The following is a 14,848-nucleotide window of genomic DNA, read 5'->3' on the forward strand; positions in this document are numbered from 1 at the left end:
TTCTCAGCCGCTTTGAGATTTGATAATTTCCGCGCACTTTTCAATCGCTTTGCCCGCGCCTTCGGGGCAATCCCCGCCCGCTTGCGCGAGTTCGGGCTTGCCGCCGCCTTTTCCGCCAATTAGAGGCGCGATTTCCTTCACTATGTTGCCCGCGTGAATTTTGCCCGCGAGGTCTTTCGTAACGCCGACAAGAACAAACGCCTTTCCGTCCCGCTCTCCGCAAAGAGCGGCGGCTCCGCTTTTAATTTTTGCGCGGATTTTATCCCATATTTCCCTTAACTCAGGCGCGCCCGCGTCCGGAACTTCAAGAGATACGAAACGCACGCCGTTAATGTCTTCCGCAACGGAAAGCGCTTCGTCCATGCCGCCCGAAAAAGCGCTCTTTCTTGCCTCTCCAACCTGCTTTTGAAGATCCTCGTTATTTTTGAGAAGTTTCTCAACCCTTTCGGCAATTTCCTCCGCGCCCGACCCCAGAATCTTCGCCGTCCGCGCGATTGTTTTTTCGTTTTCAACGGCTCTTTTGAGCGCGGCGCGCGCGCAAACCGCTTCTATTCTCCGCACTCCCGCACTTGAAGCGGACTGTGAAATAATTTTGAACATTCCCGCCGCGGCGGAGTTTTCAAGGTGCGTTCCGCCACAAAGTTCAACGCTGTAATCGCCGATTGAAACCACCCTGACCTTGTCGCCGTATTTCTCCTCAAAAATCGCCATCGCCCCGCTTTTAAGCGCTTCGTCATACGGAATGTCGGTTTGCGTAACAACTTCATCGGCGCACCCTATGCGCCGGTTGACAGCGGATTCAATCTCGTCAAGTTCGTCCGCGCTTATGCGCGAATGGTGCGTAAAATCAAAGCGCAGCCGGTCGGGAACCACAAGAGAGCCGGCTTGGGAAACATGCGTGCCGAGCGTGGCGCGCAAAACCGAGTGCAAAATGTGCGTGGCGGTGTGGTGGGCGCAGGCGCCGAGCCGCAGGTCTTTGTCAACCAAAAGGGTTACGCGGTCGCCCGCGGTCGCACCGCCGTTTTCAATCACGGCGCGGTGGCATACAACGCCGCCCACAGGTTTTGTGGTGTCAACAACCTTTGCTGAAAAACTGCTTCCGGCCATTGTGCCGGTGTCCCCGGTCTGTCCGCCGGAACCGGCGTAAAAAGGCGTTGAATCCGTAACGATTTCCACTTCACCCCTTTCATCGGGCTCGCTGATGAAAACAATCTTTCCTTCGCCCTCTGTCGCTCCGTAGCCCGTAAAATCGGTGGAAAATCCTTCAGACGCAAGCGCGGAACAGTCCGCCACGGCGGATGAATTTTTATCCGCATCGCCTTTCCATGACTTGCGCGACTGCTCTTTCTGTTTGCCCATTTCCTTTTCAAAACCTTTTTCGTCAACGCCTATTCCGCGCTCGCGCAAAACATCCTGCGTTAAATCAAGCGGAAATCCGTATGTGTCATAAAGTCTGAAAGCCGACTCGCCCGAAAGTTTGCCGCCTTTTTTGAGTTTCTTTACTTCGCTCTCAAGGATTTCAAGCCCTCTGTCAACAGTTTCAAAAAACCTCTCCTCCTCGCTCCGCACAACTTGCGCCGTGTGGTCGGCTTTTTCGGAAAGTTCGGGATACGCATCGCTCATCGCCTCTGAAACCGCGCCAAGGGTTTTGAACAGAAACGCCTCGTTCATTCCGAGATTTTTGCCGTGCCGCACCGCTCTTCTGATAATCCTTCTGAGCACATAGCCCCTTCCCTCATTTGACGGAAACACGCCGTCACAAATAAGAAAACACGCCGCGCGCGCATGGTCGGCGACAACCCTCATTCCGCTGTCGGATGTGCCTTCGCCGTTTTCGTATTTTATTTTTGACAACTCTTCAACGCTTGAAATCACGGGCAGAAGCAGGTCGGTTTCGTAATTACTCGGCGCGCCCTGTATGACTGCCGCCATGCGCTCAAGCCCCATTCCGGTGTCTATGCTGGGGCGCGGAAGCGGAGCCATTTTGCCGCTTTCGTCTTTTTCATACTGCATAAAAACAAGGTTCCACAGTTCAAGATAGCGGTCGCAATCGCAGCCCGGAGCGCAGGTTTTCTTTCCGCATCCGGCTTGCGCACCCTGGTCTATGAGAATTTCCGAGCACGGCCCGCACGGCCCCACATCTCCCATTGACCAGAAGTTGCTTTCCTCTCCCATGCGCAGTATTCGCGACCCGTTCAGCCCCGCCTCCCTGCTCCAGATATCCGCCGCTTCGTCATCGTCCTTGTAAACGGTAACCCAGAGTTTGTCTTTGGGGAGTTTGAAAACTTCCGTCATCAAGTCCCACGCGAAGCGCACCGCATCGGGTTTGAAGTAGTCGCCGAAGGAAAAATTGCCGAGCATTTCAAAAAATGTGTGGTGGCGCGCCGTGTATCCAACGTTGTCCAAATCGTTGTGCTTGCCGCCCGCGCGCATGCATTTTTGCGATGAAACCGCCCGCGGGGAGGGGTGTTTTTCAAGACCGAGAAAAACGTTTTTGAACTGCACCATTCCGGCGTTTGTGAAAAGAAGCGTGGGATCTTGAGCGGGAATAAGCGGCGAACTGCGCGCGCGCTTGTGCCCTTCGTCTTCAAAGTATGAAAGGAAAGTTTCCCTGATTTCGTTTCCGGTCATAGAGGTTGTCCCGCTTGAATGCGGATGAGGGGTAGTCTAACAGACGGGACGGGTTCGGTCAGCAGGGAAAACGGGAATTACTGAGCGGAGGGAACAACCGAAATGGTTTTCCTTTTGCCTTTGCGGAACTTCACAACTCCGTCTGCGAGCGCAAAAAGCGTCCAGTCGCGCCCTGTGCCGACATTGTCGCCCGCATGGAACAAAGTTCCCCTTTGCCTGATAAGAATGTTTCCGGCTTTAACGACCTCTCCGCCGAATTTCTTAACGCCGAGCCGCCTGCCCGCCGAATCTCTTCCGTTTTTTGAACTTCCGCCGCCTTTTTTTGTGGACATACTCTGCTACCGCCTACATTTTAATATCGGTTATGCGAACCGAGGTGTATTTCTGCCGATGCCCGGCTTTGCGTCTGTATTTTTTGCGTCTTTTGAATTTAAAAACGATGATTTTCTTCCCTTTTACCTGACCGACAATCTCGCCCTTCACTTCCGCACCCTCAACAATCGGCGCGCCGACTTTCGCCTCGCCCTCACCGTCAGACACCATCAAAACATCGTCAAAACCGATCAAATCGCCGGGGCTTCCCGCGATTTTCTCAATCTCCACAACATCGCCCGACTTAACGAGGTATTGCCTGTTCCCTGTTCTTATTACCGCCTGCATTGTGATTGCTCCGTGCGAAGGGGGAATTATGACATAAGGGAGGGGGAAGTGTCAAACGGAGGTTTGGAAACTGAAACAGGAAAGGATACGATAGAGGTTTGGAAGAACACTCCCCTGCCGTTTGAACTTGGCAAAAACAGCAGAATTGCGGTTAAAATTGTAAACGATAGAGGAATTGAGAGTTTGAAAGTGGTAGAGGTAAAATAATGGCTAGAGAAAATATAACGATTTCAGTTGAGAACTATGGTCCCATTGCGGAAGCAAAGAATATTGAACTTTGCCCGTTGACGATTTTTGTTGGTCCTAGCAACACAGGAAAGTCATACCTCGCTATTCTTATTTACGCCTTGCTTCAATCCTCACATCTCGGAAATGTAGTCCCATTTTTCTCTAATAGAATAGTCAGAAGAAAAATAAACCTCTTTGACATTGTCAACAACGAACCCGTAAATCAGTTGGCTACATTTCTTAAGACTTTATCAGAGGAAGACATGAGAGAATTAACTTTTTTGGGTCTGCCTGAAAATTTGCAAGAATGGATAAAAACAGAAGCGTCACAACAACTTGCCCAATCTTTCCATGACGAGATTTCTCGTTGTGTTGGGACATCTACCGGAAAAGACCCATTAATCAGCAAAGATTTTAGTTTGTGCTACCAAGATGCGAAAAAGACCTTTAAGGTGGGGGCTTTAAGCAAAAACTCCAACATAGAAATTAGTGGGCAAGTTGCCCAACAAGAAAATCTAATTTTAGACAGGCGTTTTTCTAAAATTACAGATGAGCAAATTCCCAATGAAATAATAGCGAGACATTTTATCTATAGTATTCATGAATTGATTGACGACCACTCTAATGAAATAGAACCTTGTTATTTGCCTGCTGCAAGAACAGGAATTATGCAAAGCCATCAAGCAATAGTGGGAGCGTTGGTAAGACGTGCTACTTTGGCAGGAGTGGAACCGGTCTCCGTTCCTGCCCTTAGTGGCATAGTCTCTGATTTTTTACAGGAAATCATCTTTATGGACACAAGCGATCTGCTTGATAAGCAGGTAGCGAAAGTAGCAGAGGAAATGGAGGAAAAAATACTGCACGGTTCCATCAAGACAAAAAAACCTGGAGCAAATCAATATCCACAGTTCTTCTACAAACAAAATGGACTTGAAGTGCCTTTGCTACGTTCCTCATCAATGGTTTCCGAACTTGCCCCGATTGTCCTCTTTATTAGACACAGAATAGACAAGGGAAATTTATTAATAATTGAGGAACCGGAAGCTCATCTTCATCCGGAAGCCCAGAGACAAATTGCAGAAACTATTGTTCAATTAATAAGAAGCGGTGTAAGGGTAATGGTAACAACTCATAGTGATTATTTTCTTGAACAAATCTCCAATCATGTTCGATTGGAAAAAATTAATGAGGACAAACGCACAAAACCGGCGTTGTTTGAAAAAGAAATTGCCGCTTATGGTTTTGACAAGAACAATGAAAAAGGAACTATTGTTAAAAGGCTGGCTTTTGACCAAGAAAACGGACTGTCTCCAGAAGATCATGATAAAGTTTCTTCAGATTTATATAACGAAACTGCAGAGATTCTTGACAAAACTACTGAATGAAAAATGACATCTTATCTTTATTCCAAATCAATTGGGGCAAAGTTTTCTCAAGATTTGTGTTCACAGTGCAAAGTGGGGACGTGTGAAATGAAGTTAGACGGTTTTCCCGGCGAAAGAAGCATCATTGATGTTGACTCGGCCCTAGAGCCAAATCAGCTGGGGAGAAGGTGTGATTATATAATTATTGTTGACGAAGGAGAAAACACATTCTTCTTGCCTGTAGAGTTTAAGCGTACTAACCTGAATTTTATAAAAATAAAGGAACAGTTAGAAGGTGGAATACAATCCTTCAAAGAACATCTAAAGCAATTTATATGTTACCCAGTGCTTGTTTCTAAAAGTCTTAGAGGCCAGGAAAGAAAAAAACTCAGGAAAATTCAAATAGATTGTGGTAACCAAGGCAAAAAAAGAATTACGCACGTCAGATGTAATAATTTATTGAGTTGGAAAAAAATAAAAAAAGCACCTTGAGTTTGAATGCCCGAACAACCCTCATCCCTAATAATCAACTCCCCCTACTCCACACCTTCAATCATAGAAAGCAATCTTTATTGTGGATATAGTAAACTGTTTGGTTGTCTCCGACCCATCGGATTAGCGAATGTCTAAAAACACAAAAAGCAAGTACTGCCCCGTGAAATATTCAATGCACGCCCTTATGCATGTGTTGAAAGAGAATGATGCAAACAAAAACAATCCTTTGCCCAAACAAAAGGCTCTGAACTTGGTTGAAGAAAGATTAAAAAAAGACAACAGGCTTCACGAGATTGACTATACAAAGAACAACTCTGGTTATGTAAGGTGGGAAAACAACCTGCAGTTCTACTTCATAAATCTCTCAAAATCGAACTATGTCTCTCGAAAACGTGGACAATGGTGGATTACAGATGAAGGAATCCAAGCGCTCAAAAATGACCCCAGCCCTGATGATGTATTTAGCGATGCGAAAAAAGCATATAAAAAATGGGCAAAAGATAACCCGTCAACCTCAATAGATGAAAACACCTTACAAAAAAACGGAAATGAGCAAGAAATCGCACACGATTCAACAAACATTGCTACCACATTGGAAGATGCACAAGGAATTGCCCTCAACTCAATAAAGGAGAAATTAAACAGTCTCAACCCCTATGAATTTCAAGATTTGGTTGCCTCAATTATCGAATCAACCGGATGGACAATACAAGAAGTAGCGAAGAAAGGTCCCGATGGAGGAATAGATATTATTGCTACTACAGACGAACTGGGTATTCAACAACCACGCCTTTGTGTACAAGTCAAACACTATGCTATATCTCAACAGAAAGCCACTTCGAAACATGTTGCCGAAATACGGGGAAGTATTGACCAGACTATATCAGCAGGCATGCTTGTATGTAGTAGTGGATTTACTCGAGATGCTGTCGATAGCGCAAAAAAGAAATCTCCTCATATCACCCTTCTAGATCTAAATAATTTGTTAACAATATTAGAAAAAAACTATGACAAACTGTCTAGCAAAGGAAAAAACCTTTTACCTCTGGTTCCGGTCTATTTTATTCGTCCTGATGAAGACGAATAAAGTGGTTACCCCAACCTAAACCCTTCCAACTCCATATGCCTCGCCCCTTCCCTGCGTAATTCACTTTCCATAAGACAAACCCGCTCCGCCACAAAATCCAACTCAAACTGCGGGAGTTCCGGCAGTTTCATCTTTTTCTTTACCCATCCTATTGTAATGTGCGGCAGAAAATCCCGTTTTTCCGGTTCAAAACCGAGCGTTTCAAGTTCGGAATCAATTGCGTCTTTCAAATCGTAAAGTGTGTCATCACTTTGCGCCATAACCGCGAGCGTTTCGGGATAGCGGCGGCGCGTGATGGCGGAAACGCCGTCTGTTTTTATTACAATCGGGGAAAAACTCCCGCAACAACCTTTAAGCGCGGAACGGATTTCGGGAATTGTATCCACGCGCGTCTCGCCCAGAAACCGCAATGTGATGTGAAACTTTTCCTCAGACTCCCACTTGACGCCGCGCAGTGAGCGAATCGCCGAAGTGCGCGATTTTACGGTCTTTCGGATTTTTTCGGGAGCGGCAAGGGAGATAAAAAGCCGGACGGTATTGCCGTCAGCCCTCAAGTTCAACATTCCAATACGATGCGTCAACGAAGCTCACAAACGGCTCCCATTCCTTGTAGCGCACGGCGCGCGCGTAAATGTCGGTAAAAGGTCCCCACTGCGGTTCGGCGGGCGTTGTCAGCAGTTTCATTCTTGCCTGCGCGGGTGTTCTGCCGCCTTTCTTGCGGTTGCACGTGCCGCATGAGCACACAACGTTGTTCCACCTGCTTGTGCCGCCGTGTGAACGCGGAATCACGTGGTCTATCGTCAACTCCCTTTTCGGAAACTCGCGCCCGCAGTATTGGCATTTTCCGCCGTCTCTGCGGAATATGTTCAGGCGGTTGAATTTGTGGCGTTTTCTGTGAAATCCGCCGTAGCGGAGAAGAATTATAACTCTGGGCGCTTTGATGATTTTCGTAACGGTTCTGATGTATTCACCGTCCAAACCGTTTTCCGAGGCGGCGGAAACTTGCGCCCAACTCTCAAAATCAAAAGTCTCATAGGTTTCGGATACGGCTTTCGCCTCGCCGCAGTAAAGCATTATGAATGCCCGCCTCAAACTTGTAACTGAAACGGGCAGATAGTTTTTGTTCAGCACAAGAACCGGTGAACTCAACATAGGCAAAGAGTTTACATTCAGGCGCGGACTGTTGCAAAACCTCTGCGGCACAAAAACCGGCGCCAAAGGGCTGTTGAAACCGGCGGAGAAGGGTATAGGTTTACGGGCAAATGACGCTTTTCCAGATTTTCTATCTTAGCATCGCAGGTTGCGTCTGTTTTTTTGTACTCCTGTTTCTGGTAGCGAAAAGCAACTCGGCGGCGGAAAAAGCCGTCGGCGAAAACACCCCCTCGGATAACGGCTGATGTATCCCGAACTGTTCACTGTCGGCGGTGTGTCGGTGGGCTCGTTTGGCATTATGGTCGCGCTCGCGTTTCTCATCGCTCATCTGCTCACAGAACGCGAATTGAAGCGCAAAAACATCGCCCGAAGTGTCGCGCAGGACATGTTTTTGTGGATTGTCGTGTGTTCGCTCGGCGGAGCTAAACTGTTTTTCATAGCGCAAAACTTCTCCCCTTCCGAGATTACCGCGAACTTCTCCGCGCTTATTCTTACGCGGGATGGATTTACCTTTTACGGCGGTTTCTTCGGTGGTCTCGCGGCGGGAATTGCAGTCGCGCGCGCGAACAAAATCAGCGTTTGGAAAATCCTTGACGCCGCCGCGCCCGGTCTTGCGCTCGCTTACGCGATTGGGCGAATCGGCTGTCTGCTGGTTGGAGACGATTATGGAACCGCGTCCGCATTGCCGTGGGCGATGTCGTTCCCCAACGGCTCGCCGCCGGTTGATTTCACGGTTCACCCCACTCAAATCTATGAAACAATCGCAATGACGGCGGTGTTCGCCGCATTGTGGAAACTGCGGCTAAAAATCACGGCGGACGGCTCTGTGTTTGCGCTTTACCTCACGCTTGCGGGTTTGGAACGGTTCGCGGTTGAGTTTATACGGACAACCACTCCGAGCCCCGTGCCGGGACTGTCGGTTGCGCAAATCATCGCGCTTGTGCTTATCGCTTTCGGAACGGCAAAACTGATTAAAGCGCGGAAATAATTTCGCGCAAACACTCTTCAAACTCGCGATTTTCTTCCGGAAGACCGATTGTAACCCTGAGGCAGTCCGCCAAATCCGGATCCGAAAAATCGCGTGTAAGAATTTCTTTTTCAATGAGCGCGCGGTGGACTTCGCCCGCAGTTTGAGCGTCCGGAAATTTAATCAGGAAAAAATTCGCATCGCTTGGAAATACTTTTATTCCGCCAACGGAAGTGAGCGACTTCAACATCTTTTCGCGCTCGGACTTGATGATGTTCAAGTTTTCCTCAAAAACGCCCGTATTTTCAAAAAAGACGCGCGCGGCGGCTTGCGTAAACGAATTGACATTATACGGAAGGCGCGCTTTCTCCGCTTGCGCGGCGAGTTCGGGGCTCATAAAGAGCGCCCCCAGACGGAGCGCGGCGAAACCGATTTTTGAAAAAGTCCGCATAACGGCGAGATTTTCATACTTTTTCATAAGCGCAATGTGCGTTTTGCCGCAAAAACTGAAATACGCTTCGTCCACGACCACAATTCCCGGCGCTCCCGCAATAACGGCTTCAACCTTTTCGGGCGACAGCAAATTGCCCGTGGGGCTGTTGGGCGAGGCGAGAAAAACAATATCGGGATTATGAGCGCCCGCCGCAGCCAGCATCACTTCGGGATTAATGTCAAAATCCGGCGCGAGATTTTCCTTCACAACCTTTTTGCCAAGCGCTTCCGCCGTGAGCGCATACATTGAAAAAGTGGGCGCGGGAACAAGCACGGTTTCCGATTCGCCGCAAAAAGCCGCTATGAGGATTTGTATCAATTCGTCCGAGCCGTTGCCAAACACTATGCCGCGCGCATCGGTTCCCGTCCGCCCGGACACGGCTTTCCTGAGCCACTCGCAGTTCGGGTCGGGATAGCGGTTGAGGGGAATATTTTCCGCGATGCGCGCAATTTCCGAGCGCAATTCGCCGGGAAGAGAAAACGGACTTTCGTTGCCGTCAAGTTTGATTTTGCACTGCGGACGGCGGGAGTCGTAAGCGGATAAAGCGCGAACCGAAGGGGAAACCCTGCGCAGAAGCTTTTCAATATCCGCCACCGGAGCCCCCTTTTACTTTTTAGTCCCTTTCCGGGTCGTTGAGGTTCGTGTCGTTACGGAAAGAGCGTGAGCGGTGAGCCCTTCGGCGCGCGCAAGATTGACGACCGCACCGGAAAGTTTTTCAAACCCGCGCGCGGACATTTCAGCAACGCTCGGGGTTTTGACAAAATCCGCCGCGGACAGCGGGGACGAAAACCTCGCGCCTCCGGTCGGCAGGACATGGCTTGAGCCGCAGATGTAATCTCCAAACGCTTCGGTGGAAAGACTTCCGAGAAAAATTGCCCCGGCGTGCCGTATCAACGGCAGTAACGCGCGCGGATTTTTCACGCAAAGTTGCAGATGCTCAGGTCCCATCGCATTGGCGAGCGCGACCGCCTGCCGCAACGTTGAGACCGCAAAGATTTTTCCGTTGTTTCGGATTGAGGCAAGCGCGATTTTTTTTCTTTCAATCCCCTGCGCCATTTCAAGAAGCGCATTTTTAACCTTTACGGCGTATGCGCGCGAGGTGGCGGCGAGAACGGGAACCGCCATTTCATCGTGCTCGGACTGAGCGAGCAAATCGGATGCGACCCATTCGGGCGGGCATGAGCCGTCTGCGATTATAAAAACCTCACTCGGGCCCGCCATCATGTCTATGTCAACTTCGCCGTAAACCAGTTTTTTGGCGATTGTCACATAGATGTTTCCGGGACCGGCGATTTTGTCCACGCGCGGAACCGAGCGCGTTCCGAACGCGAGCGCGGTGATTGCCTGCGCGCCGCCGATTTTGAAAATCCGGTCAACGCCCGCAATTTGAGCCGCGGCGATTACTTCGGGGTTGAGTTCGCCTCCGGGGCATGGCGTTGCCATCACGATTTCACCGACACGGGCGACCTTCGCCGGAACCGCCGTCATCAAAACGGTTGAGGGATAAGCGGCTTTGCCTCCGGGAATGTAGATGCCGACCCTTTCAAGCGGGCGCACAATCCAGCCCAGCCGGTTTCCGTGCGCGTCTTTCATCGCGCCCGGGCGCGGCAACTTCTGTTTCTGGTAACGCTCAATGCGGGAGCGGGCGAGTTTCAAATCCCTGACGACCGGCTTGCTTACCTTTTTCACAGCGGCTGCCGCTTCAGAGCGCGAAACTTCAACCGTTTTAGCCGAAACAGTTGCGCCGTCAAACTTTTTTGTGAGAGAAAAAAGAGCGGAATCGCCGCCCTTGCGCACACGTTCAACAATCGCCGAAACCTTTGCAACCGTTTTGGAATCAAATCCGTATGCATTCCTGCGCGCCGCGTCAGTCTGTTTTTTTATGTTGGAAGAGTTTACGTTCGTTATCTGCAATTTTATGTGTGCGCCCCCTCTCCGAATCCGTTTTCAACAAATCTGGCGATTTCCTCCGCCGCGTCCCGTGCGTCATTTCCGGACACTTCAATGTCAATGTCCGTGCCTCTGGCGGCGGCCAGGGAAAGGATTCCGAGGATGCTTTTACCGTTCACTTCGTAGCCGTTTTTAATTATTTTCACGTCCGACGAAAAACGGTTTGAAAGTTTTACAAAACCCGCCGCGGCTCTGGCGTGCAGACCCAGCGTGTTGACTATCTTTAAAGTTTTTCTTACGCGGCTCAAAAATCGGCTTCCTCACGCGCGCGCGGCGCGGACAAGAAATCATAACACAATCCGCATAAAGCAGAGGCAAAAACACGGTCGGGCTCTGGAACGCGGCGGCGGCGCAAGTTAGACTGTCTGCCATGATTGCGCGGGAAATATGCGACAAAGTGATGAGCGGCGAAAGGATTGACCGCACGGATGCGCTTGCCCTGCTTGAAAAAGCAACCCTTCCGCAACTGGGCGGGCTTGCGTCTTTTTGCAGGCAGAAAAACAACCCCGGAAAAACCGTAACTTTTGTGCGCGACACAAACCCAAACTACACAAATGTGTGCGACACCGAGTGCCTGTTCTGCGCGTTCTGGAGACCCCCCGGCGCGACTGACGCCTACACGCTTGAGACGGACAAACTGCTTGAAATGATGAAAACCTCATATCACAACGGGGCGACAACTGTTCTGCTTCAAGGCGGACACAACCCCGAAATCAGTCTGGACTACTACATTGAAATTGTGAGGCGCGCGCGCGAAGAAGTTCCCGAACTCCATCTTCACGCCTTTTCGGCGCCTGAAGTGGCGGCAATCGCGAAATACGAAGGGTTGAATTCGCGGGAAGTTCTGCAAAAACTCTGGGACGCGGGACTGCGCACAATGCCCGGCGGCGGGGCGGAAATTCTTTCCGGCAGGGTCAGAAAAAAAATCAGCCCGCTCAAAATAGACGCAGACCGGTGGATAGAAATTGTTCGCGAGTCGCACGAAATCGGGTTTAAAACCACCGCAACCATGATGTTCGGACACGTTGAGGAGAATGAAGACATCGTTGAGCATCTTGAAAGAATCAGGTCTTTGCAAGACGAAACGGGCGGATTTCTCGCTTTTATTCCGTGGATTTTCAAGCCGACAAATACTTTTCTTGAGCGCAAGGTTCCGTACGAAGCAGGCGGCGGGCAATACCTCCGGGTGCTCGCGGTGTGCCGGATTTTTCTGGACAATTTCAGGTTCATTCAGGGGTCATGGTTCACACAAGGGTTCAAAATCGGCTCTGCGTCAATGGAATTCGGCGCGGACGACCTCGGAGGCACTCTTTATGAGGAAAATGTTCTGCGGTGCGCGGAGAACAAGACCAAAGCGAGCGCGGAGGAAATTGTCAGCATGATAAAAAGCGCCGGATTTGAGCCCGCTCAGAGAAACACTCTTTACGAAATCATACGCAGGTTCTAATGGCGGAAAGACTGCAAAAACTACTCGCTTCCGCCGGATTCGGCTCGCGGCGACACGTGGAGGAGTTGATAAAATCCGGCTCGGTCACGGTCAACGGCAAGGTCTGCAAACTGGGCGACAAAGCTGAGCCGCAAGACAAAATCACAGTTGAGGGGGAAAGGATTGACTGCGATGCGGGCGGCTTGCCCGTGCGCATAATCGCCTATAACAAACCGATTGGCAAAATTGTGAGCGCGAAAGACCCGCAAAACCGCCCCACCGTTTTTGAGGATTTGCCGCCGCTTGAAAAATCCCGATGGGTTTCAGTCGGACGGCTGGACGTCAACACCACGGGACTGCTGCTTTTCTGTTCAGACGGCTCGCTCGCCCATAAACTCTCGCACCCTTCAAGCGGAATTGAGCGGGAATACATGGCGCGCGTGCGCGGCAACACCGGGCGGGCAATGGTTGAAAAACTTCTCTCCGGCGTTTTGCTTGACGGCAAAAAAGGGCGTTTTGAAAAGGTTTTGCCGGTCCCCTCAAAGGAAAAAAGCAACAAATGGTTCAAGATTGTGGTCAAAGAGGGAAGAAACCGTTTTGTAAGGCGGATGTGGGAATCCTGCGGCTGTTCGGTCAGCCGGTTGATGAGAATTCGCTTTGGAACCGTGCGGTTGCCGAAAAATCTGCCTGCGGGCGCAAGCATTTTCCTGAGCGAAAAACAGATCCGCAAACTGCGTGAAACCGCGGATTAGCGCGCGTCATCTCACCCTTTCAATGTAACTGCCGTCTCTGGTGTCAACCTTTATCATATCTCCGGGATTGACAAATAGCGGAACCTGAACCTTCGCTCCGGTTTCAAGGGTCGCAGGCTTGGTCGCGCTTGTTGCCGTGTCGCCTTTGATGCCCGGGTCGGCTTCGGTCACTTTCAACTCAACAACGGGTTTGAGAAACTCAATTCCGTAAGGACTGCCGTTGATAAAATTGACTTGAACCTCCTGGCGCTCACTCAAAAAATCCGCCGCGCCGCCCACTTGACCGGTGGAAAACTCCTGCTGGTCGTAAGTTTCGGTATCCATAAAATGATAGGCGTTTCCGTCCGAATACAGAAACTGCATAACTCTCTTTTTGATGTCGGGGGTTTCAAACTTGTCGCCCGAACGGAACTTCTTTTCCTGCACCGCTCCGGTAACAATGTTGCGCGCTTTCACGGTTACAACGGGGCTTCTCTGAGCCATTTTCTGTTGCTGATACTCAATTATCTCCCACACCTCGCCGTCCAATTCTATCTTCAGCCCTCTGTGAAAACCGCTTGTTTCTACAACCATTTAATCCTCCGTCCGGCGAGAGACTACTTCCTCTTGAACATCTTCTCAAGTGAGCCATACGCCATATCCACCGCAACCGGACGTCCGTGAGGACAGAAATGCGGAGTCTCGCATTTGTCCATCGCTGAAAGAAGCGACTTTATCTCCGAGTTCTCCATTACATATCCGGCGCGTATGGACCTGTGGCACGCCATTGTCGCGAGCACGTCTTCGGTTTTTCTGTCAATTTCGTCCGGAAGTTCGGTAAGCCCCGTTTCGTTCAGCCCGCTTAAAACATCAACAAACAGCCTTTTTGTATTCGCTCCGGAGATAATTGCGGGAACCGATTCAATCCTCACCGCGCCCGAGCCGAAGAGTTCGGCGTTGAGCCCGAGTTTTTTCATCTGCCCCCCAAACCTGCCAAATAAAGCCGCCTCTTCGGGGCGTATTTCAACAATCTCAGGAATTAGAAGTTTCTGCGCAAGCAGGGCTCCGTCAGTTTTATAACTGTTTTTGAACCGTTCAAAATTGACACGCTCATGCGCCGCGTGCTGGTCAATCAAAACAAGCCCTTTTTCGCTCTCGCAAACTATGTAAAGGTCTCCCGCCTGTCCCAGAACCTTGAGAGAAGAGAAAAATCTCTCTCCTTCTCCGGCGGTGGGGAAACTCCTTGCGGTTGCCGGCAAATCGTCTGCTCGCGGCGGGGACTGCGAAGGCGGAAAATTAAAACCCCGCGAACGGCTCGCCGCCGCGTCCGCTCCGGAGGTCTGCTTGCCGTAGTCGTCCGGTTTTTCCTGAAAGAAATTCGCGCCGGCCGGCGCACCGCCGTTTTGCCCGGTCATCCACGGAGCCGATGAAAGCAAGCTCTGCACGGCGGAGCGAATTGCCGCCGCAACCGCTCCCGGAGATAAAAAACGAACCTCATGTTTTGTCGGGTGAACATTCACATCAATATCTTCGGGCGACATCTCAATGAACAAAGCTCCTTGAGGATAGCGCCTCGCCTCAAACACGCGCCCGAAACATTCCATAACAACCCTGTTTATGAACCTGTCGCGCAGATACCTGCCGTTGACATAGCAGTAAAGGCG

17 protein-coding genes are annotated in these 14,848 nt (G+C 50.3%); 7 read left to right on the plus strand and 10 right to left on the minus strand.

Features of this window, described 5'->3' with window-relative positions:
• Positions 1–3 precede the first annotated feature (3 nt).
• From alaS to rplU, 3 genes are all read right to left on the minus strand, one after another.
• Complete coding sequence (gene alaS, locus ACY430_RS03210; RefSeq protein WP_462137445.1) at positions 4–2,631, minus strand: alanine--tRNA ligase; 2,628 nt, start codon at positions 2,629–2,631, stop codon at positions 4–6.
• Between the two features lie 77 nt (positions 2,632–2,708).
• Complete coding sequence (gene rpmA / locus ACY430_RS03215; RefSeq protein WP_462137446.1) at positions 2,709–2,963, minus strand: 50S ribosomal protein L27; 255 nt, start codon at positions 2,961–2,963, stop codon at positions 2,709–2,711.
• Between the two features lie 13 nt (positions 2,964–2,976).
• Complete coding sequence (gene rplU / locus ACY430_RS03220; protein ID WP_462137447.1) at positions 2,977–3,291, minus strand: 50S ribosomal protein L21; 315 nt, start codon at positions 3,289–3,291, stop codon at positions 2,977–2,979.
• 63 nt (positions 3,292–3,354) lie between these two features.
• Here rplU and ACY430_RS03225 point away from each other — a divergent pair, with 63 nt between their 5' ends.
• The 4 genes from ACY430_RS03225 to ACY430_RS03240 all read left to right on the plus strand — a co-directional run bounded on the left by ACY430_RS03225 (position 3,355) and on the right by ACY430_RS03240 (position 6,465).
• A complete protein-coding gene (locus tag ACY430_RS03225) occupies positions 3,355–3,498 on the plus strand; it encodes a hypothetical protein (RefSeq protein WP_462137448.1) in 144 nt (47 codons plus the stop codon).
• Entirely contained in the window at positions 3,498–4,904 is a 1,407-nt protein-coding gene (locus tag ACY430_RS03230; protein WP_462137449.1) for an AAA family ATPase, read from the plus strand. The genes ACY430_RS03225 and ACY430_RS03230 overlap by 1 nt, the downstream gene beginning before the upstream one ends.
• Before the next feature lie 87 nt (positions 4,905–4,991).
• On the plus strand, positions 4,992–5,375 hold the full coding sequence (locus ACY430_RS03235; RefSeq protein WP_462137450.1) for a hypothetical protein: 384 nt from the start codon (positions 4,992–4,994) through the stop codon (positions 5,373–5,375).
• A 130-nt stretch (positions 5,376–5,505) separates the two neighbouring features.
• The gene (locus ACY430_RS03240) at positions 5,506–6,465 is read left to right on the plus strand and encodes a restriction endonuclease (RefSeq protein ID WP_462137451.1); all 960 of its coding nucleotides are present in this window, start codon (positions 5,506–5,508) and stop codon (positions 6,463–6,465) included.
• A 5-nt stretch (positions 6,466–6,470) separates the two neighbouring features.
• Here ACY430_RS03240 and thpR read toward each other — a convergent pair whose 3' ends face one another.
• On the minus strand, positions 6,471–7,028 hold the full coding sequence (gene thpR / locus ACY430_RS03245) for an RNA 2',3'-cyclic phosphodiesterase (protein ID WP_462137452.1): 558 nt from the start codon (positions 7,026–7,028) through the stop codon (positions 6,471–6,473).
• Complete coding sequence (locus ACY430_RS03250; protein ID WP_462137453.1) at positions 7,009–7,617, minus strand: HNH endonuclease; 609 nt, start codon at positions 7,615–7,617, stop codon at positions 7,009–7,011. Before ACY430_RS03250 ends, thpR begins: the two co-directional genes overlap by 20 nt.
• Positions 7,618–7,861: 244 nt before the next feature.
• Between ACY430_RS03250 and ACY430_RS03255 the strand changes: the two genes are divergently transcribed.
• Complete coding sequence (locus tag ACY430_RS03255; protein WP_462137454.1) at positions 7,862–8,605, plus strand: prolipoprotein diacylglyceryl transferase; 744 nt, start codon at positions 7,862–7,864, stop codon at positions 8,603–8,605.
• On the opposite strand, the gene hisC is transcribed toward ACY430_RS03255, so the two are convergent.
• Genes hisC through ACY430_RS03270 form a run of 3 tightly spaced genes read right to left on the minus strand, consistent with a single transcriptional unit; the run spans position 8,589 to position 11,275 of the window.
• Entirely contained in the window at positions 8,589–9,671 is a 1,083-nt protein-coding gene (gene hisC, locus ACY430_RS03260) for a histidinol-phosphate transaminase (RefSeq protein WP_462137455.1), read from the minus strand. The genes ACY430_RS03255 and hisC overlap by 17 nt on opposite strands.
• Positions 9,672–9,683: 12 nt before the next feature.
• Positions 9,684–10,991: a histidinol dehydrogenase gene (hisD, locus tag ACY430_RS03265; protein WP_462137456.1), complete on the minus strand. Its 1,308-nt coding sequence runs from the start codon at positions 10,989–10,991 to the stop codon at positions 9,684–9,686.
• Between the two features lie 2 nt (positions 10,992–10,993).
• Positions 10,994–11,275: an HPr family phosphocarrier protein gene (locus ACY430_RS03270; protein ID WP_462137457.1), complete on the minus strand. Its 282-nt coding sequence runs from the start codon at positions 11,273–11,275 to the stop codon at positions 10,994–10,996.
• A 122-nt stretch (positions 11,276–11,397) separates the two neighbouring features.
• Between ACY430_RS03270 and mqnC the strand changes: the two genes are divergently transcribed.
• Complete coding sequence (gene mqnC / locus ACY430_RS03275) at positions 11,398–12,474, plus strand: cyclic dehypoxanthinyl futalosine synthase (RefSeq protein ID WP_462137458.1); 1,077 nt, start codon at positions 11,398–11,400, stop codon at positions 12,472–12,474.
• Entirely contained in the window at positions 12,474–13,205 is a 732-nt protein-coding gene (locus ACY430_RS03280) for a pseudouridine synthase (protein WP_462137459.1), read from the plus strand. Before mqnC ends, ACY430_RS03280 begins: the two co-directional genes overlap by 1 nt.
• A gap of 6 nt (positions 13,206–13,211) precedes the next feature.
• Here ACY430_RS03280 and efp read toward each other — a convergent pair whose 3' ends face one another.
• Positions 13,212–13,778, minus strand: coding sequence for an elongation factor P (efp, locus tag ACY430_RS03285; RefSeq protein WP_462137460.1), 567 nt, complete (start codon positions 13,776–13,778; stop codon positions 13,212–13,214).
• A 23-nt stretch (positions 13,779–13,801) separates the two neighbouring features.
• Positions 13,802–14,848, minus strand: a 1,047-nt coding sequence (locus ACY430_RS03290; RefSeq protein ID WP_462137461.1) for a DNA mismatch repair MutL family protein, incomplete at its 5' end; no start/stop codon positions are given.

The sequence above is a fragment of the Candidatus Mycalebacterium sp. genome, assembly GCF_977828045.1.

What these genes read in the sequence shown, in the direction of transcription:
- alaS (WP_462137445.1), bottom strand. Translation starts at nt 2,631, where the DNA reads ATGACCGGAAACGAAATCAGGGAAACTTTCCTTTCATACTTTGAAGAC.
- rpmA (WP_462137446.1), bottom strand. Translation starts at nt 2,963, where the DNA reads ATGTCCACAAAAAAAGGCGGCGGAAGTTCAAAAAACGGAAGAGATTCG.
- rplU (WP_462137447.1), bottom strand. Translation starts at nt 3,291, where the DNA reads ATGCAGGCGGTAATAAGAACAGGGAACAGGCAATACCTCGTTAAGTCG.
- ACY430_RS03230 (WP_462137449.1), top strand. Translation starts at nt 3,498, where the DNA reads ATGGCTAGAGAAAATATAACGATTTCAGTTGAGAACTATGGTCCCATT.
- ACY430_RS03235 (WP_462137450.1), top strand. Translation starts at nt 4,992, where the DNA reads ATGAAGTTAGACGGTTTTCCCGGCGAAAGAAGCATCATTGATGTTGAC.
- ACY430_RS03240 (WP_462137451.1), top strand. Translation starts at nt 5,506, where the DNA reads ATGTCTAAAAACACAAAAAGCAAGTACTGCCCCGTGAAATATTCAATG.
- thpR (WP_462137452.1), bottom strand. Translation starts at nt 7,028, where the DNA reads ATGTTGAACTTGAGGGCTGACGGCAATACCGTCCGGCTTTTTATCTCC.
- ACY430_RS03250 (WP_462137453.1), bottom strand. Translation starts at nt 7,617, where the DNA reads ATGTTGAGTTCACCGGTTCTTGTGCTGAACAAAAACTATCTGCCCGTT.
- ACY430_RS03255 (WP_462137454.1), top strand. Translation starts at nt 7,862, where the DNA reads ATGTATCCCGAACTGTTCACTGTCGGCGGTGTGTCGGTGGGCTCGTTT.
- mqnC (WP_462137458.1), top strand. Translation starts at nt 11,398, where the DNA reads ATGATTGCGCGGGAAATATGCGACAAAGTGATGAGCGGCGAAAGGATT.
- ACY430_RS03280 (WP_462137459.1), top strand. Translation starts at nt 12,474, where the DNA reads ATGGCGGAAAGACTGCAAAAACTACTCGCTTCCGCCGGATTCGGCTCG.
- efp (WP_462137460.1), bottom strand. Translation starts at nt 13,778, where the DNA reads ATGGTTGTAGAAACAAGCGGTTTTCACAGAGGGCTGAAGATAGAATTG.